An 18748-nucleotide genomic window follows, 5' to 3' on the forward strand; every position below is an offset into this window, starting at 1 on the left:
AGAGGACATCTGATCCACGCGACAGACATAACACCGACATCGAGTCCACCATGACCAATATGGATCGCCGCAAATTCCTGCGCGCCACTGCGGCCGGCGCCGCGCTGAGCATATTTCCGCCGTCCATTCAGCGCGCCCTCGCCATTCCCGCCAACAACGCGACGGGCACGATCAACGACGTCGAGCACGTCATCATCTTCATGCAGGAGAACCGCTCCTTCGATCATTACTTTGGCACCATGCCAGGCGTGCGTGGCTATAGCGATCGCTTCACGATTCCGATGGCGTCAGGTAATCCGGTCTGGATGCAAAACGGTAAATCTGGCACCGTGCAGCCGTACTATCTCGACCCCGCCCTGGGCAACGGGCTCTACATCGGCGGCGATCATTCCTGGGCGACCCAGCAGGCCGGATGGGACAATGGCCGTATGGCGAGCTGGCCGAAAGCCAAGAGCCTCAGTGCGTCGGTGGGTTATCTGCAGGAAGGCGATATGCCGTTCCATTACGCACTCGCCAATGCGTTTACGATCTGCGACGCCTACCATTGCTCGATGCGCTGCTCGACGTTCCCGAACCGGCTATATCTGTGGAGCGGCACGAACGGCTCGAACGTAATCGATCAGGGGGTGATGAGCAACGACCAGTGGGGCCTCACTGTCCCGCTTGGCGCAGCCAGCACCGGCCTGACCTGGACCACTTACCCTGAGCGCCTGCAGGCGGCAGGCGTCAGCTGGAAGGTCTACTGCAACCCGACCAACTGCAGCAACAACAACCAGCTGGGTGCATTCGCCAGCTATCGCCAGGCCGCAGCGGCCCTTACGGCCACGGGCGAAACGCTCAACACGCCTTACACAACCTCGATGGAGGCCATATCGCCGCTGCTCAAAGGCATCGCCAACACGATGCCCGACGGCGGTTACCTGGCAGCCGTCGCGGCCGACATCGCCGCCGGGCAGTTGCCCCAGGTCAGCTGGATCGTCGCGCCGGCGCTTTACAGCGAGCACCCGCTCCTCTCGGTGCCCAATCAGGGGGCCTGGTACATCCAGACGCTACTCGACATGCTGACGGCCAACCCGGAGGTCTGGAGCAAGACCGTGCTGTTCATCGACTACGACGAGAACGACGCGTTCTTTGACCACATGCCGCCGCCCGACCCGCCGTCACGGAACCCGGACGGCACTTACGCCGGCATGTCGACCGTCGAGACAACGTACGAATACTTCACGATGCCCAACCCGACGGGTACCAGGAGCCCTTACTCGCCGGACGGCAACTGTTTTGGACCCGGCGTGCGCACGCCGATGCTGGTCATCTCGCCGTGGAGCACCGGCGGCTGGGTCAACTCGCAGGTGTTCGACCACACCTCGACGCTGCGCTTCCTCGAACAGCGCTTCGGCGTCGCCGAGACCAACATCAGTCCATGGCGTCGCGCAGTGTTCGGAGACATGCTGTCGTGCTTCAACTTCAGCAATCCGAATACCAGTACGCCTGCGCTACCTGATGCTCCGACCCAGGCGGCCGCCAACGCGACGTATGCGCAGCAGGCGGCCGCGGCCAGCGTGCCGGTGCCGGTGGCGGGCTCCGTGCCGCTGCCGCAGCAGGCGCTCATGGCGCGGCCCTCGCGCGCATTACCCTATGCGTTACATACGAGTGCAAGCGCCAACGCGCAGGCCGGGGTGGTATGGTTGACGTTCAGCAATACCGGCACCCAAGGGGCCGTGTTTCACGTGTACGACCAGCTCAACCTCGCTAACATCCCGCGCCGCTACACGGTCGAGGCGGGCAAACAGCTGTCCGATACATGGAATGCGGCCGCGAATACTCCGGCGGGTCAGTACAGCCTCTGGGTGCTCGGCCCGAATGGCTTCCACCGGTTGTTCGAGGGAAACGTGACGGCGGTGGCCAACGGCCCCAACCCCGAAGTGCGCGTGTGTTACGACCACCCGAACAACGCGGTCTACCTGACCATCATGAATACCGGCAACGCGACAGCCAACGTCACAGTTGCCGCGAATGCCTACCGCAACGACGGCCCGTGGACCTACTCGGTACCGCCGGGCATGCAGGTCGAACCGTACTGGACGCTCAGTGAATCCAGCAGCTGGTACGACTTCACGTTGACGATGGACGGCGGCTTCGTCCGGCGCTTTGCCGGACGAGTCGAGGCCGGCAAAGACAGCATCAGCGATCCGGTGATGGGAGCGTCCTGAGTTCAGTACCGGGATGCGCCGTGGCGATAAATTCCGTCAGCGCCTGAAACACGCACTGGCAGACAACGGTGAAAGTGTGCGTGTCACGGCAGTGGCAAAGGATCGCTGCATTACCAGTGTGCTAAGCCGGCGGCCGTCCGGCGTCCTTTTCAATCAACACCTGATTGACCACGTCGAGAAAAGCCTGCACGAGCCGCGCAGCCTTACGCTCGACGAGACAGGCCACGTGCGCGTGGGTTAGCACCTGCTCGCCGTGGATCGTCAGCTTGCGCAGTCGCGAGTCGTCGACATGCTCCCGCTCCGACACCGCCGCTATACCGAGCCCAAGGATGACCGCTTCGCGCACGGCCTCGCGGCTGCCCACTTCCAGCGAAAAGTTCGGCTCGATGCCGTGCTGGCGCAGTGCGTTTTCCAGCGCCTTGCGAGTGGTGGAGCCCGGTTCCCGCATGATCATGGGCTCGTCGCGAAGTTCTTCCAGGCGGATGCTGCGCCTGCGTGCCAGCCGATGGGCCGCCGGCACGATGATGACCAGCGGATGCTGCCGATAGGGCACGTAGTGAAGCAGAGGGTTAGCGCCGTATTGAGCCAGCACCGCAACGTCCGTTTCGTACGACAGCAGGCCGCGCACGGTTTCTTCCGAGTTGCCGAGCCGGATCGATACGCGCAATCCTGGATAGCGAAGATGAAACGCCGCGACGATCTCCATGGCATGCAGCGGCCCGACCGCGCCCACGCGGATGATTCCGGTGCTCAGGCCCGCCGATTCCTTCAGAAAGTCGATTGCCTCCTGTTCGTTGCCGAACATCCGCTGGGCGATCGCGAACAACGTTTCCCCCGCCGCCGCGAGCACGATCCGACGGCCGCTGCGATGAAACAGCTCCACCCCGTAGCTTTCCTCCAGATCCCGCACCTGCGTGGTGACAGTCGGCTGGCTGACGTGCAGCGCCCGAGCGGCGGCGGTCACGCTGCCGTGCTTGCCGACGGCGTAAAACGAGCGCAATTGAGTGAGTCGCATAGATTGGATGAATACATCGACAGAAATATTTGTATTTTTACTATACATCGATGTTTCCCATAATTCATCCATACCGTGCAGCCCAACAAAAGAGGGGAGACGATGAACAGTGTCTTTTGGAATCCTGTAGAGGTGAATTTCGGCCCCGGCTGCATCGAGCGGCTGCCCGAAATTCTTGACGGCCGCAGCGCCGTTGTTGTGACGTTCGCAGAGGCAGCGCAGATCGGACTTGTGCAACGTGTGCGCGAGCTGTGTGGCGATAGCGTGGTCGCGGTGATCGATGACGTGCAGCCGAACCCGGACGTCACCCATCTCGCCGGGCTGTATCGCGATTTCTGGCGAAAGCATGCGGATTGCCCGGTCGTCGTCGCGATCGGCGGCGGCAGCGTGCTCGACACAGCGAAAGCGCTGATGGTCGGAACGCAAAGCAATGAGTTTGACGAACTGCTGACGTTGCTCGACACGGGCAAGCCGTTCACGCCGCCGCGCGTGAAGTCGCTGATCACGGTGCCGACGACCGCGGGCACCGGCAGCGAAGTGACGCCGTGGGCGACCATCTGGGACCGCACGATCAAGCAGCGCAAGTATTCGCTTCAGCTCCCGCAAACGTGGCCTGAGGCCGCGATCGTCGATCCGGACCTCACGCTTTCTCTGCCGCATTCGGTTACGGTGCAGAGCGGTCTCGACGCGCTCTCGCATGCGCTCGAAGCCATCTGGAATGTCAATGCAAACCCGATCTCCGACGAATTCGCCGTGTCCGCCGCGCGCGACATGCTGGCCACGCTGCCCGCGCTCGTCGCGAATCTGCAGGACCGGACGCTTCGCGAGCGGGCGTCGCTAGCGGCGCTCAAGGCCGGGCTCGCGTTCTCAAACACGAAGACCGCACTGGCCCATTCCATTTCGTATGAGATGACGATTCATCACGGCCTGCCTCATGGCATCGCGTGTTCATTCACGCTGCCGATGGTGCTGGATCTCGCGCTTGGCAGAAGCGCTGCGCGCGATGCCGTACTCGCGAAGGTGTTTCCGTGCCCACTGGCTGATGCGCGGAACTACCTGACGGATTTCCTCGAGGCACTGGGCGTGCGAACGTCGTTTTCAAGCTACGGGGTGAGCGAGGAGGAATCGGATCGAATGATCGCGCACGCATTGAGCGGGCCGCGCGGACGCAATTTCATCGCGGCGGCGGTCTGAAATTCTGGCAGTAGCGAGGCAACGGATCAGCATCACCGAACGGTGACAGAGGAGGAAAAGAGACATCCGGTTTCGCACCGGCGTACCTTGCAGCACAACAGAAGCCGCATGAACGGCAAGTGTCGGGGCAGCGGACGTCAGGCGACGTCACGGGCCCGGCAACTATCAGGAGACAAGCAATGGAAGCAGTGGATATTGCAGGAGGCCCGGCAGTCAACGTCGACGCCAGGTCTGTGAAGTCGGTTGCCCTCGCCAGTCTGATCGGCACGACAGTCGAGTGGTATGACTTTTTCCTCTACGGCACGATCACCGGACTCGTATTCGACAAGCTTTTCTTTCCGACGGGAAACGCTTTCGTTTCCACCATGCTCGCCTATACGGTGTACGCAGTCGGCTTTGTCACCCGGCCGCTCGGCGGCGTGATCTTCGGCCATTTCGGTGACCGGTTCGGACGCAAACCGCTGCTGGTGCTCACGCTTTCCATCATGGGCGTGTCCACGTTCCTGATCGGGTTATTGCCGACTTACGCGTCGATCGGCATCTGGGCGCCTGTCTGCCTGCTGTTGTTGCGGTTGCTGCAGGGCATTGGCCTTGGCGGCGAGTGGGGTGGCGCGGTGCTGATGGCTTTCGAATACGCGCCCCGCAAAGACCGCGGCCTGTACGCGTCCTATCCGCAGATCGGGCTCGCAATCGGCCTGTGCCTGAGCAGCGGCGCGGTGGCTGCACTGACCACCTGGCTCACGCCCGAGGCTTTCCTGCAGTGGGGCTGGCGGGCTGCCTTCATGGCCAGCATCCTGCTTGTCGCGGTGGGCATGTTTATCCGGCTGCGTATCGTCGAAACACCCGCATTCACGAAGATTCGCGACTCGCACGCGGTTGCCAAAGTACCGGCGAGCGAAGTGCTCTCCGACTACCGCGGCAACGTGCTGTTGGGCTGGGGCGCGCGCTATATCGACGGCGTGATTTTCAACACCTATGCGGTGTTCTCTCTGAGCTACCTGATCGGCGTCCATCACTATGCGAAGTCGGCGATCCTCGTGGCCGTGACGCTGGCCGCCCTGGTGCTGATGTTCATGATTCCAGTCGCCTCGCGCCTGTCGGACCGGATTGGCCGCCGCAAGGTGTTCGGCTGGGGGGCGCTCGCGTGCGGCGTGAGCGCGTGGCCAGCCTTTGCGGTCTTTCATTACTCGACCAGTCTCACTGCCGTGACGGCCACCATCGTGATCGTCATCGGTGTGATCTACGCCTTCGTCTACGGACCCGAGGCGGCGCTCTTCTGCGAACTGTTCGATACGCGGGTGCGCTATAGCGGCATCTCGATCGTGTACCAGGTATCGGGAATCGTCTCCAGCTCGATCACGCCGCTCGTCGCAACGTGGCTTCTGCATTACGGCAATCTGCAGCCGTGGTGGATTGTGCTCTACATCGCGAGCGTCGGGTTGCTCAGCTCGATTTGTACGTACTTCATGCGACGCACGTTCTGAATATATGACCTCCAGGGGAACCTGACATGAATGCAGTTTCAACCATCGCAGTCAACGGCCGACGCTATCGCCTGCCGAACCGGCCCACGGTTATCGTCTGTATCGACGGGTGCGAATACGACTATCTGCGCCGGGCGGCGGAAGCGGGCGCCACGCCGTTCCTGCGCAGACTGCTCGAAGAGGGCACGGCGCTTTCCGCGAAATGCGTGATGCCCTCCTTCACCAACCCGAACAATCTTTCGATCGTGTGTGGCGCACCGCCGGCCGTGCATGGCATCTGCGGCAACTATTTCTATGATCGCGATGCGGATGAAGGCCGTGGCCGCGAGGTGCTGATGAACGATCCGCGCTATTTGCGGGCCGGTACCTTGCTGGCCGCCGCCGCCGAAGCAGGCTCCCGGGTGGCGGTGGTCACCGCGAAAGACAAGTTGCGCGCGCTGCTTGGCCACGGCCTGAGCGGCATCTGTCTGTCGGCGGAAAAGGCAAACGAAGCGACCGTGGAAGCGAATGGCATAGACCGGGTGCTGGAGCGCGTGAAGATGCCGCTGCCCGAGGTGTACAGCGCCGAGCTTTCCGAATTTGTCTTCGCGACCGGCGTGTGGCTGCTCGAAAACGATCGTGCGGATCTGATGTATCTGTCGACGACCGACTACGTCCAGCACAAGTTTGCTCCGGGCACCGATGGCGCGAACGCGTTTTACGCGATGATGGACCGGTATCTGGCGCGCCTGCACGAACTGGGCGCCGTACTAGGCATCACGGCGGATCACGGGATGAACGCCAAGCACGATCCGAAGACGGGTGAGCCGAACATCATCTATCTGCAGGATCTGCTCGACGACTGGCTCGGGCGCGGCGTCGAGGCGGGCGGTGCGCGTGTGATCCTGCCGATCACGGACCCCTACGTGCGCCACCACGGCGCGCTCGGCTCGTACGCGACGGTGTATCTGCCTGCTGGTGAGGACGGTGTCGCGCTGCGCAGGCGGCTGGCGGAATTGCCCCATATCGAGGCAGTGTTGACCCGCGAAGAAGCGTGTACGCGCTTCGAATTGCCCCCCGACCGCGTGGGCGACCTCGTTGTGATCGGTGACAAATCCTGGGTGCTCGGCAGCAGCGCCGCGGCGCACGATCTCTCGGGACTGACGGTGCCGCTGCGTTCGCACGGCGGCCTGTCGGAGCAGACCGTACCGCTGCTGTTCAACCGTCCGCTTGCCGGCACACTCGAAGGGCGCACCTTGCGGAATTTCGACGTATTTGATATCGCGTTGAACGCACTTCAGGAGCAGCCTGCCGTCGCACATCTTCCGGAGCAGCACGCATGAACCATATCGATCTGAAACCGAAGCAGTTCCGCGAAGAGGCGCTGCGCATCGACGGCAACAAGCTGACGCGCGACCGTGTGATCGAAGTGACCAATCCCTATACGGGGGATGTGGTGGGCACCGTGCCGAAGGCTTCCATTGACGACGTACGCATGGCGTATGAAGCAGCCATGCGATACAGGCCGAAGCTGTCGCGCTTCGAGCGCGCGTCGATTCTCAACCGCGCCGCGGAACTGCTGCGCAACCGGACCGAAGAGGCGGCTTCCCTGATCACGCTCGAATCGGGCCTGTGCATGAAGGACTCGCGCTACGAGATCGGGCGCGTAGCCGACGTGCTCAACTTCTCCGCGAGCGAGGCGTTGCGCGACGACGGTCAGGTGTTTTCATGCGACCTCACGCCCCACGGAAAGAAGCGCCGCGTGATCACGCAGCGCGAACCGCTTCTCGGCGTCATTACGGCGATCACCCCGTTCAACCACCCGATGAACCAGGTCGCGCACAAGATCGCGCCGGCGATCGCCACCAATAACCGCACCGTACTGAAGCCATCGGAGAAGGTGCCGCTGTCCGCCTGTTACCTGGCGGATCTGCTCTATGAAGCGGGGCTCCCGCCGCAGATGTTGCAGGTCGTGACGGGCGACCCGGCCGAGATTGCCGACGAACTCATCACGAACCCGAACGTCGCGCTGGTGACGTTCACCGGCGGCGTTGCCATCGGCAAATACATCGCGGAGCGCGCAGGCTATCGACGCGTGATCCTCGAGTTAGGCGGCAATGATCCGCTGATCGTGATGGACGACGCCGATCTCGAGCGCGCTTCGGACCTCGCCGTACTCGGTTCGTACAAGAACTCCGGGCAACGCTGCACCGCGGTTAAACGGATTCTGGTGCAGCGGACGGTGGCGGATCGTTTTACCGAACTGGTGGTCGAGAAAACCCGGGCGTGGAAGTGCGGTAACCCGGCCGATCCCAACAACGACATGGGCACGGTCATCGACAAAGCGGCCGCGTCGCTGTTCGAGGCGCGCGTGAATCAGGCAATCGCGCAAGGCGCGCGCCTGTTGACTGGCAACGAGCGCGAGGGCGCGCTGTATCCGCCGACCGTGCTGGACCGCGTCACGCCATCGATGGAACTGGTCGCGCAGGAAACGTTCGGGCCGGTCTCTCCGATCATTGCGTTCAACGATCTCGATGACGCCATCCGTATCTCCAATGGCACAGCGTATGGCCTGTCTTCGGGCGTCTGTACGGACAGTCTCGAGAACATCACGCGCTTCGCGAATGAGCTCAACGTGGGGACGGTCAATGTTTGGGAAGTGCCCGGCTACCGGATCGAGCTGACACCGTTCGGCGGTATCAAGGATTCGGGGTTGGGTCATAAGGAAGGCGTCCAGGAAGCGATGAAGAGCTTCACGAACGTGAAGACCTTTACGTTGCCATGGGGTTGAAACCGGAGGGGGCGCGATGCCAGGCAATATCGAACTGATCTCGAGGCTGCTGTTTGCCGCGGTGCTGGGCGGCGCCATCGGCTTCGAGCGGGAGCGGTTTGCGTTTCCGGCTGGCCTGCGCACGCATATGCTGGTGTGCGTGGCGTCCTCGCTGGTGATGATGGTGTCGGCGTTCGGTTTCGAGGACACCCGTTCGATGCCGAACATCGCGCTCGACCCATCCCGTGTGGCGGCGCAGGTCGTGTCGGGTATCGGATTTCTCGGTGCCGGCGCGATCCTGCTGCGCGGGGAGGTAGTGCGAGGGCTGACGACCGCGGCAAGCGTCTGGGCCGTCGCGGGTATCGGGCTCGCGGCGGGCGGCGGACTCTACGTGCTGGCGTTGGCGGCAACGGCGATCATTCTGATGACACTCGCGTGGGTCAAACCCGTGGCGCGCCAGTTGCGAACCAAAGGGAAATTGCGTCGGGCACTGCGCCTTCAGGTGGACCGGGGAGCGATCACGCTACCGGTGTTGTGCCGCGTGTTCGGCGACGACGGACCGCGTATCAGGCAGATTAGCGTAAGCGCCGACGATGACAACGAACAGCATGAACTGATCACGATTTCGCTGTCGCGAATGTCCACCGACGAATTCATGGCCTATCGCAACATGCTTTGCGAACTGATCGGTGTGCGCGAGGTCGAGGAGATCGAAGTGCACTGACCGGAAATGACTTCTTGTGGCGACCGGTTCGCTTTGCACGCGCACCGGCACGCCGACTCGGGAGTCACGGAAAGATAGCTGGCCTGCGTCTCTTTTGTCGACCAGAGTTCGCGCTTTAACGCGTTACTCTGGTCCCCATGCAAGATGGCTGCGGTCGAGTAAGAGAATATTTTATTTGCCGACGGCCGGCGACACTACGCTCGGGGTCGCGAGCGTGTTGTTGCTCTTGGGAGCGCTGGTGTCAGATGTCGAACTGCTGTTCGGGGTGCCCGGCAGACCCGAGTTCCGCGACCTCGCGGCCATGCCGCTGTCCGAGTTGGTGGCGCCTGGCGTGCCGTAGCCGCCCGCTGCACCGTTCATCTGGTTCACCTGATTCGCGGGGCCCGCCGTGCTGCCTGGTGAACCGTTGCCGCTCGTGCCTCCGGCTGCCTGTGCATACACGCCGCCCGACAGTGTGAGTGCGGCGACGGCCGAGATTAATGTGCTGGTTGCCTTGCTCATGATCAGTCCCTCCTTGATCGGAATATGTGGACACAGACGGTTATCGCCTGCTTGACCAGGGAATGCAGCAATCACCGTGCCTCGCACTCTTGCTCGCGCCGAGTCCATGCGGGTCGCAGCGAGCGGTTTTCGTCCGCACCTGGCGGAGCGGCGGCCGGCATGGAGCGTTGAATTTCACGAGATTGATAACTGGCGGTTATCGCAACATGACTGCTCGATATCGGGGACAATGAAAAACTTCTAATAGAGTTGAAGCGGTGAGTGTGCGGTGTCGACGATCGGCATACCTGCCCACACCGCAATTCGCTTCAGCGTCCTGCAATCTCTTCAATCGACGACCTGCGGCTGCGACGACATTGCCGACACACAACCAGACAGTCTGAATTCACGACGCACCGCTGTTGCGATTCCGTCGACCACATCCGTCACCAGCAGGCGTCCCTTTTCGCTGCTCGAATCTTTCGCTGACGACAGCACTCCGCTCGATGGAACCCAGGCGGTGCGCGCAGGGTACATATCGTAAGGCGGGAATTCGAGGGGCTCCTGCTCCGCGATGCTATCGAGCGACACCAGTTGCGGGTGATAGTGGAGCATCATCGACGTCTCGATCACGGTGGCATGTTCGAGCGCAATCCCAGGAAACCCGTTCGGGAAAATTGCATCGAGCGTTTCCTTGCGACAGAACTCCCAATGCTCGACACGCATGACTTCCATCCCGCTGCTCTCGCCTATGTCCCGCATCGCGAGTTCGATCACCCTCGGTGACGAACCACTGGTTTTCAAAATGCCCGACGACGATCACAAGACGCCTGACGCCGTGACGATGAAATTCGCGCACCGCGTCGCGGATCGTTCCGCTCAACGTCGCGCCGTCGACACTCGTGGTACCGCAGAAATGCTGACCGCCGCCGCTCCTGGGTTGTGACTTGTAGCCGTATGAAATCGCAGATGCCACGATGCCCGCCACCTCACGGGCAACATCTTCGCTGATCGCGCTTGCCAGCAAGGCATCTGTTCCAAGCGGAAGATGAGGCCCATGCTGTTCCGTCGCGCCGCACGGGGGAAATACGATCGATCCGGCTTTTACGCGTTGCTCGTACTCGACCCAGCTGATGTTGTCCATGCGCACGCTGTTCATGTCGAACTCCTGTTGTCAACGAGAGATATCTGATCCGGTCGGGTGTCGCGTCGCGCGAGATGGAAGAGGTAGTAGCTCCCGCCGCCGACGCCGAGCCTAGCGAGCCATGAAAGGTCGATACCGCCCAGCGCCATTGCGACGGATCCCTGCATCGACTCGATGCTGCCGACCTGAAAGAGCCAGGCCGCGATGACACCCAACGCCAGCGCCGCGATGCCGGACCACTTGACGTCCCCACATTCACTCATCGAGTGGCGACGGTAAAGCGCGCCGACATCGATCCTGCCGCGCCGGACGAGAAAGAAATCGACGAGTACGATTCCGGCCCACGGTGCGTTCCACACGACGAAGAAGACCATCAGATCCTCGAAGGTGTTGGCAAACGCGCCTGAATGCAGGAATAGATAAAGAATCAGGAGGCCGGCAATGCCGGACACGACGGAGACGACCCAGCGGGGAACATGCACGTCGAGCGACAGCGTGGCGAGTGCTGCCGAGTAGATGACGACAATGTTAGTTGCGATTGGACCGTGGACGAGCACGAGCAGGACGGGCAATGCCATCGCACCGAAGACGACAATGATGAGCTGGGTGGGATCGGCGCCGCTTCCCGCCGAAGCGATCGCAGCTCCCAGAAAAGCGAGCCAGACAGTCGGACCGAACATACCGAGCGACGTCGCGCGAAATACCTGCCCGTTGCTCAACGTCAGCTTCGTGAAACGCGTGTAATCCGACGCATAGACGAGCCAGGAAATGCCCCAGCCGATTCCGATCGCGGTCATCAGCTTGCTCATAGCCGAAAGCTTGCCGATACCGCGCGCGGTTGAAACGTGCCAGTGAATATCGACATGGGTGAAGGCAAGCACGGTCATCACGACCATGACAACCAGTACAAACTTCTGGTCTACGATGCGGGCAGCTTTTTCGTTGAGCATCGAGACACGGAGAAAATTCCGGGGATGTTCGCGACCCTGGTGGTCGTTCTGCCTTCGGCCTGTAATGGCGGTGAACTGATCGTTCGCCACCGGGGACATGAAGTCTGCCTTGACCTGAACTGCTCCGATTCGGCAGAAATGTCTTTCGCTGCTTTCTATGCCGATTGTGTGCATGAGGTCCGCCCGGTCACGTCGGGCTTCAGGTTGACGCTTGTCTATAACCTGACGCGCAGCGGTCATCGTCAACCCGCAGCACCTCCGGAGTACGACAGGGAGCAGACGGCCATCACGGCATTGTTGCGAGGCTGGGCAGCGAACAGGGATGCGCCAGATGACAGCTCGCCCGAAAAACTCATCTACCCGCTGGAATACGCTTATACCCCGGCAGAACTGTCGTTCGATGCACTGAAAAGCGCCGATGCGGCTGCTGCCGCGGTGCTTGTTCGTGCTGCTGAGGACGCCACCTGTGACCTTCACCTGGCGCTGGTATCGATCGACGAGACCGGGAGCGCCGAATATAGCGGTTACTCCTCGCGCAGACGAAGCCGGTGGCATCGTGCCCGAGATGATGACGGTGATGAGGAGTACGACGACTTCGAGGTTGGCGAGATCATTGAGCGCACGCTGACCGTATCGGACTGGCGACGGCCCGATGGCCGCCAACCCGCAATCAATGAGGTGCCCTTTGAGGAAAGGGAACTTTGCCCACCCGGAAGCTTCGACGGGCTGGAGCCCGACGAGCAACATTTTCATGAGGCCACCGGCAACGAAGGAGCGTCGTTTGAGCGGACCTACCGGCGAGCCGCTTTTGTGCTGTGGCCTTCGGCACGACGACTTGCCGTGCTCAATCAGGCTGGCCTCGGGGTGACTTTGCCTTACCTGAAGGATCTGGCACAGCGCTGGACGCAAAGTGGCGAAAGTCAGCAGTCGCCCACGTGGGACGAGGCGCACGCGCTCGCCGGGCATATGCTGCGCGACTGGCCTGCGTCGTCCGGTTACTTTGGAGTCAGGCACGCGGACGAGGTCATCAGCATATTGTCCAGCCTGACGCAATTGGACGACGCCGTACACGTCGATACCTTTTTGTGAGCGATTTCCGCCAAAGGGCTTTATCACGACAGCGAGAATGAAGCGTTGACACGTGCGTTCGGGCTTCTTGCGCCAGCGCGCACGGCTGAACTCATGGAGCAGATTATCTCTGCGAACGCGCAGATGATGCCGGGAGCCTGCGCCGGCCTGCTGGCCCGGACCAGTGAAGGTACTCCGCCCGCCTGTCCCCCGGCGCTCCTTCACCCGGTTGCCACGTCGCTGGTCGAAACGTTTCTGGGACAACGCTCGAGCGCTTCCCGCCCTGATTGCCTGCGACGGCCAGACCCAATCAAACCCACCCTGATTGTCGGCCTGCTGACAGCTCTTGACCGGATTGACTCGCCATTACTCGCCGACCGTGTTGTCGAACACGTGTTGGGAAACCCGGCCTCTTTCGGCATGGACGCCATCATCGTTCCTGCCGTCCTGGGTTTGACTGAATGGGCGCCGACGTTGAGTGTCGCGTCGGTCCAGCGCCTGCGTGCCGCATGCCTGGCCCATCTGCACGGTCGTATCGCCGAGCCCCTGGAACCACCAGCCGATTTCGCGCGTGTGAATACCGTCAGTTGCCGCTGCGTCCATTGCGCTGAGCTCGGCCGGTTTCTGGTCGATCCCGGGCGCAAGGAATGGGCGTTAAAGGCGGCCCAGCACTCCCGCAGTCACGTCGAGAGTGCCATCAGGCAGCACGGTTGCGATCTGGACTGTGCGACGCGCAGGGTCGGTAGTCCTCACAGCCTGATATGCACAAAAAATCAGGCGAGCTATGAACGGCGTGCGCGACAACGCAAGGACGATCTGCGAAACGCGGAGCGGCTTGATGTCCTTTCGGAACACGGATGACAAGTCGGCGATGTATTGGCCCAGGCGGGTGACAAGGCCATGAGAACTTGCATTTGAGGGAAGTGCGATGGATATCGATACCGGGGCAGTCGACGAAGTGGTCTTGGCTCTGCTTTACCTGAATCTATGCGATCAGAACCATGCCTGGAAAAGCTTCGACTGGGAGGCAATGAATCGCCTGCATGAGAGAGGCTTCATCCACAATCCGGTCAGCCGTGCGAAATCCGTCGTGCTGACCGAAGAGGGCTTGCACGAAGCCGAGCGGTTGTTCAGGCAGTACTTCGTCCGCTCCCATGACCGAAAGCTGGACGATGACAAACCGGCGTGACCAGTTCCCGTACGCATTGGTGAGCAGATCGGTCTATGGCGATGGTTTCGCAGGCGCCGCGACCGCCAGTTGCTGTGACACAGGCGTCGGTGCAGCCGTCAGCGCGGATTCAATCCGGTGCTGCGCGAATGGGTCGGCGGCGTCGATGTAGCGCATTGCCGAACGTACATCCTTCCAGCCGACGTACTCCATCAGCATCTTGAGATCCCACTGGTTCGAATTGGCCCAGGTTGCAAAGCCTCGCCGTAGTGAGTGACTGCTGTAGCTGTCGGGAGCCGGCACGCCGGCCGTGCGAAACAGTGCGCGCAGCAGCGGCACGAAGCTGCCGGCACGCAGCACTTCATCGCTGATGTGCCCCCAGCGATCGATGCTGCGGAACACCGGTCCTTCAGTCAGGCCCGAAGCCGCGATCCACGCCTCGTAAGCGGCTACCGGGCACAGGCGCGAAAGCGCCGGCGCCCTGAATGTCGTGCCGAGCTGCGCACGATCGCCTTTTGTACGAGGCAGAAACAGCGTCATGCCGCGGCCGGGCTCGATTGTGATGTGTTCGATTCGCAGGCGACTCAGTTCGTCGGAGCGAAACCCGCGCCAGAAGCCGAGCAGGACCAGCGCCTTGTTTCGGACATGCGTGATGTGGGTTCGTGCATTGCCCATCGCCATGGCATCCGCGATCTGCTCATCGAGCCATGCCGTCAGCCGTTCGAGTTGTGCAAGCTGCAGCGGCTTCGCGCGCTTTTCGCTCGCGGGATGCAGTGCCGCGATGCCCTTGAGCACCTTGCGCACATGCGGCGTCTTCGTAGGGTCCGGAAAACCCTGTGTCTGGTGCCACTGCGCGAGCGCCGCAAGGCGCGAACGCAGCGTGTTCACCGAAAGCGACTCCGCGTGGTCGACCAGGTATCGCGCAATCGCATCGGCGCTCGCCGGCAGGAAGCCGCTCCAATCGATCTCGAAATGACGGATCGCCGACTGGTAGCTGCGCCGCGTATTTTCACGTGTCGCAGCTTCGAGATAGCGATCGATGGCAGGCATGGCTCGTGAGTACAATCAGGTTATCAACATGGGGAACGATGATATCGGATATCCCCTGCAACAGCCCGCACATGTGTGCCAGCCAGCTGACGACACCGGACGTGATTCTGATGGATGACGTAATGAATGGAGTAAAACTGCCGCACCCAGGCTGGGATAACCTCACCCGGGAGGAACTGTTCGCGGAACTGACGCGCCTGCAGGCCGACAACGCGAGGCTGACCGCGTTGCTGCCAGCGCTTCCTCCATTGCAGGGCGAATCCGTGCAACTGGTTCAGCACAAACCATCGCCAGCAGTACGAAACACCGACGCGCCAGTGCTGTCAACGCAGCAGAAAGTCCAGCTTTTCCGGCGGCTCTTTCACGGTCGCACGGACGTCTATCCGCTGCGTTGGGAAAGCCGCAATTCTGGAAAATCGGGCTACGCACCGGCCTGCGCGAACGAGTGGCGGGCCGGGATTTGCGACAAGCCCCGCATCAAGTGCTCAGACTGCAACCACCGGCTGCTGCTGCCGCTGGACGATCAGGTCATCTACGCACACCTGGCAGGCGATTACACGGTGGGGCTCTATCCGCTGATGCCCGACGGCACCTGCTACCTTCTCGCCGTTGATTTCGATGAGGAGGGTTGGCGCGAAGATGCGAGTGCCTTCTGTCAATCCTGCCGGGAACTGGAAGTCCCGGTGTCGCTCGAAATTTCGCGCTCGGGCAACGGCGCGCACGCGTGGATTTTCTTCACCTCGGCTGTGGCCGCCCGCGACGCACGGCGGCTGGGCTCGGCGATCATCAGCCACACCTGTGCCCGAACCCGGCAGCTCGAACTGTCGTCCTACGACCGGCTCTTTCCCAACCAGGACGTGCTTCCCAAGGGCGGCTTCGGCAACCTGATCGCCTTGCCCTTGCAGAAGCAACCGCGCGAGCGGGGTTGCAGCGTATTTGTCGATGACGATTTTCAACCCTATGCCGACCAATGGGCGTGCCTGACATCGATCCAGGCCATGGACGGTCGCGATATCGAGGGCGTAATTTTCGGCGCCACCGGCGGCGTCCATCCGCTCGATGTGGCGTTCATCACGGAAGAGGATCAGGCAGAACCCTGGAAATCGCCGCCGGCCTTGCCGAAACAGCTGGGCGGACCAATGCCGGCATCGCTGATCCTTACGCTTGCGAACCAGCTCTATTTCGAGAAGGCGCAACTCCCGCAATCGCTGCTCAACCGCCTCATCCGGCTGGCGGCATTCCAGAATCCGGAGTTCTACCGGGCCCAGGCGCGTGGCTTCAGCGTGTGGGACAAGCCGCGCATCATTGGTCGCGCCGAGAACTGCCCGCGCCACATTGCGTTGCCGCGTGGGTGCCTCGATGACGTCATGGCGCTGCTGCGCGACAACAAGGTCGCCTGCGAAATGCGCGACGAGCGTTGTACGGGCGAACCTGTCACGGTGGCCTTCGCCGGCACGCTTCGCGCCGACCAGCAGGCAGCGGTGGATGATCTGCTGCAATACGACACCGGCATCCTGCATGCGCCGACGGCCTTCGGCAAGACCGTGACGGCGGCCGCGATGATCGCGCGGCGTGGCGTCAATACGCTCGTGCTCGTCCATCGCAGGGAACTGCTCGACCAGTGGCGCGAGCGCCTGCAGTCGTTTCTCGCGCTCGACCCACGCAGTATTGGCACGATCGGCGGAGGCAAGCTGAAGGCGACGGGCCAGATCGATATCGCCATGCTGCAGTCGGTGGCGCCCGGCGGTCCACGCGGCGAGCTGTTGCGGCATTACGGTCATGTCATTGTCGACGAGTGCCACCATGTCTCTGCCGACTCGTTCGAGGCGGTGCTCAAGACCGTCGATGCGCGATACGTGCTGGGGCTGACCGCCACACCCGTGCGCCGTGACAGCCAGCAACCCGTGATGTTCATGCTGTGCGGTCCGATCCGGCATGCGGCACGCGCAGCCGCGAGCGCGCCGCAGGTGCTCGAGGTCTTCCCGCAAAGGCTCACCGCCGCAGTCGACATGCTGTCAAAGAGTGCAGTCAAAACCGGAGGCAGGGCTAGGCAACACGTTGGCAGCGATCGTCACGTTTCCGCTCTACGGGTAATTGTGGTGGTGGCGGCATTTCCCGCATTTTATGATCCCCGTTTAGCACGGCGACCCGGACCTGAACGAGCAGGTGCGCGCCCTTATTGGTCCAGCGCATCTGCCGCTTCTTCGCACAGCGCAAGCTCACGACTTCGTTGACCGCCGATTCCGCGATACTGCTGCTGATTGGCATGCCGCGCCGATAGCGCCATCCGTAGTTGACCAGGTATCGGCCATTGGATTCCAAGTACCAATACGTCCCACGAAGATTCCACCACAACGCCATGTGCGCCGAGTCTTCAGGTACAAGTCCGAACATGTCATGAATTTGCTTGAGCCTTTCGACGGCATTGGAACCCTTGCCGTGCCATGTCAGCCATTTCGCCGACGCGACTTCGTCTTTCACAGGCATCCCGTTTGGCGCCAGGAGATCAGGAAATTTCTGTGCCGATTGCTCGATCGCCCGAAACTTCATGGCAATGTGAAACCAATCTAAAATCCGGCTCAACGGCCTTTTGGATCCATCGACGGCTTTCTCAAATTCGCCTGCGCCGTCAGAGACGATCGTGATTTTCTGATCGCTCGCGACGCCCTGCTCCGAGAGAAAATGATCAAGTCGGGTCGCGGCCGACGTGACTTCGCGATTGACGTATCCATAAACCTTGCAACAGCCATCGTCGCGAACCGCACGGCCCGCGATGATGTTCACGTGTCGCCCGGTAGACGGTGGGCGCTTTGAAGGGAAATACTGCCAGAGCTTGGCTTCATCCTGTTCTTTTCGAGAAGGCCGGTGGCGCAACCATGCAGAATCCACCGCAAGAGCGGTTATGTTGACGTTGCTATCGGCCGGCGGATAGTCTCGTTCACCGCGAATCGCGCTTTCGGCGCAATCGTCGAGTTCTTGGCCAACCGTTAATACGCGATTCCTCAATCCTGAGGTGGAGATCGCTTTATCGACGGGCAAAACCTCCTTCAGCAGCGTCGTCGCTACGGCATAGGGAAGATGCGCTGCCCACTTGACTTGCAAGTATTCGAGCTCGGGACTAACACGCAGAGGCATCGCTAGTGCGAGCGGGCTGAACGATTTTGCGCTTTGGTCTTGAGCGCATTTGCACACGCGCACCTGCGGACTGTCGATCGTTACTTTGCCGAAAACCGTCTTGTATCGGATCGCATGGGTCGCTTTGATCGATAATGCCCTGCCACACTGCGGGCAATTCAGGGAGGCCGAAACAACAACACGAGTCTGTGCGCAGACCAATGCACGCTGTGCTTCGTGTAACAGGCTTCTGCCTTCAGCCAAGTTTAGGCCCAGTTGCTTCTTCAGATCCCCCTCGAGTCGTTCAAATTCAGCCAATCGTATTGCCTCGCCGCCGCCGACAGCGTCGTCAATTCGCGCCTCAATGATCATCCGCATGACAGCCTCCGCAATTGATC

General features: G+C 61.5%; 15 protein-coding genes and 2 pseudogenes. 10 read left to right on the forward strand and 7 right to left on the reverse strand.

Annotated elements, in window-relative coordinates; all coding sequences use genetic code 11:
* The first annotated feature begins 50 nt into the window (after positions 1–50).
* Positions 51–2210 carry a phosphocholine-specific phospholipase C gene (locus LPA37_RS13180; RefSeq protein ID WP_229012786.1) on the forward strand — a complete coding sequence of 720 codons (2160 nt, stop codon included), beginning with the start codon at positions 51–53 and terminating at the stop codon, positions 2208–2210.
* A 121-nt stretch (positions 2211–2331) separates the two neighbouring features.
* Here the strand turns inward: LPA37_RS13180 and LPA37_RS13185 are convergent, their stop codons facing one another.
* The gene (locus LPA37_RS13185; protein ID WP_229012787.1) at positions 2332–3297 is read right to left on the reverse strand and encodes a LysR substrate-binding domain-containing protein; all 966 of its coding nucleotides are present in this window, start codon (positions 3295–3297) and stop codon (positions 2332–2334) included.
* Positions 3298–3327: 30 nt separating this feature from the next.
* On the opposite strand from LPA37_RS13185, the gene psrA reads away from it, so the two are divergent.
* From psrA to LPA37_RS13210, 5 genes are all read left to right on the forward strand, one after another.
* Positions 3328–4419 carry an iron-containing alcohol dehydrogenase PsrA gene (gene psrA, locus LPA37_RS13190; protein WP_229012788.1) on the forward strand — a complete coding sequence of 364 codons (1092 nt, stop codon included), beginning with the start codon at positions 3328–3330 and terminating at the stop codon, positions 4417–4419.
* Between the two features lie 179 nt (positions 4420–4598).
* A complete protein-coding gene (locus LPA37_RS13195) occupies positions 4599–5903 on the forward strand; it encodes an MFS transporter (protein WP_229012789.1) in 1305 nt (434 codons plus the stop codon).
* Positions 5904–5929: 26 nt separating this feature from the next.
* The gene (phnA, locus tag LPA37_RS13200; RefSeq protein WP_229012790.1) at positions 5930–7225 is read left to right on the forward strand and encodes a phosphonoacetate hydrolase; all 1296 of its coding nucleotides are present in this window, start codon (positions 5930–5932) and stop codon (positions 7223–7225) included.
* Complete coding sequence (gene phnY / locus LPA37_RS13205) at positions 7222–8673, forward strand: phosphonoacetaldehyde dehydrogenase (RefSeq protein ID WP_229012791.1); 1452 nt, start codon at positions 7222–7224, stop codon at positions 8671–8673. The genes phnA and phnY overlap by 4 nt, the downstream gene beginning before the upstream one ends.
* A gap of 16 nt (positions 8674–8689) precedes the next feature.
* Positions 8690–9376, forward strand: coding sequence for an MgtC/SapB family protein (locus LPA37_RS13210; protein ID WP_229012792.1), 687 nt, complete (start codon positions 8690–8692; stop codon positions 9374–9376).
* Between the two features lie 171 nt (positions 9377–9547).
* Here the strand turns inward: LPA37_RS13210 and LPA37_RS13215 are convergent, their stop codons facing one another.
* From LPA37_RS13215 to LPA37_RS13225, 4 genes and pseudogenes are all read right to left on the reverse strand, one after another.
* A complete protein-coding gene (locus tag LPA37_RS13215; protein WP_229012793.1) occupies positions 9548–9877 on the reverse strand; it encodes a hypothetical protein in 330 nt (109 codons plus the stop codon).
* Positions 9878–10204: 327 nt separating this feature from the next.
* A complete protein-coding gene (locus LPA37_RS27720; RefSeq protein ID WP_267478173.1) occupies positions 10205–10591 on the reverse strand; it encodes a creatininase family protein in 387 nt (128 codons plus the stop codon).
* A 94-nt stretch (positions 10592–10685) separates the two neighbouring features.
* Positions 10686–11015 (reverse strand): annotated as a pseudogene (locus LPA37_RS27905) (creatininase family protein); the annotation flags it as partial.
* Positions 11012–11950, reverse strand: a complete 939-nt coding sequence (locus LPA37_RS13225) for a cytosine permease (RefSeq protein WP_324251881.1) — start codon at positions 11948–11950, stop codon at positions 11012–11014. The pseudogene LPA37_RS27905 and the gene LPA37_RS13225, both read right to left, overlap by 4 nt.
* On the opposite strand from LPA37_RS13225, the gene LPA37_RS13230 reads away from it, so the two are divergent.
* The 3 genes from LPA37_RS13230 (at position 11852) to LPA37_RS13240 (ending at position 14207) form a co-directional block, all read left to right on the forward strand.
* Positions 11852–13039, forward strand: a complete 1188-nt coding sequence (locus tag LPA37_RS13230; RefSeq protein WP_229012795.1) for a 2OG-Fe(II) oxygenase — start codon at positions 11852–11854, stop codon at positions 13037–13039. The genes LPA37_RS13225 and LPA37_RS13230 overlap by 99 nt on opposite strands.
* A 93-nt stretch (positions 13040–13132) precedes the next feature.
* Positions 13133–13879, forward strand: coding sequence for a hypothetical protein (locus tag LPA37_RS13235; RefSeq protein ID WP_229012796.1), 747 nt, complete (start codon positions 13133–13135; stop codon positions 13877–13879).
* 67 nt (positions 13880–13946) lie between these two features.
* Entirely contained in the window at positions 13947–14207 is a 261-nt protein-coding gene (locus LPA37_RS13240) for a DUF6429 family protein (RefSeq protein ID WP_229012797.1), read from the forward strand.
* Positions 14208–14240: 33 nt separating this feature from the next.
* Here the strand turns inward: LPA37_RS13240 and LPA37_RS13245 are convergent, their stop codons facing one another.
* Positions 14241–15236, reverse strand: coding sequence for a site-specific integrase (locus tag LPA37_RS13245; RefSeq protein ID WP_229012798.1), 996 nt, complete (start codon positions 15234–15236; stop codon positions 14241–14243).
* 122 nt (positions 15237–15358) lie between these two features.
* Between LPA37_RS13245 and LPA37_RS13250 the strand changes: the two genes are divergently transcribed.
* Entirely contained in the window at positions 15359–17470 is a 2112-nt protein-coding gene (locus LPA37_RS13250; RefSeq protein WP_229012799.1) for a TOTE conflict system archaeo-eukaryotic primase domain-containing protein, read from the forward strand.
* On the opposite strand, the pseudogene LPA37_RS13255 reads toward LPA37_RS13250, so the two are convergent.
* Positions 17424–18728, reverse strand: a pseudogene (locus tag LPA37_RS13255) (ISKra4 family transposase); the annotation flags it as partial. The gene LPA37_RS13250 and the pseudogene LPA37_RS13255 sit on opposite strands and share 47 nt — an antisense overlap.
* Between the last annotated feature and the right edge of the window lie 20 nt (positions 18729–18748).

Origin of the sequence: Paraburkholderia gardini (assembly GCF_907164545.1) — a bacterium.
In the GTDB taxonomy this organism is placed as follows: Bacteria; Pseudomonadota; Gammaproteobacteria; order Burkholderiales; family Burkholderiaceae; genus Paraburkholderia; species Paraburkholderia gardini.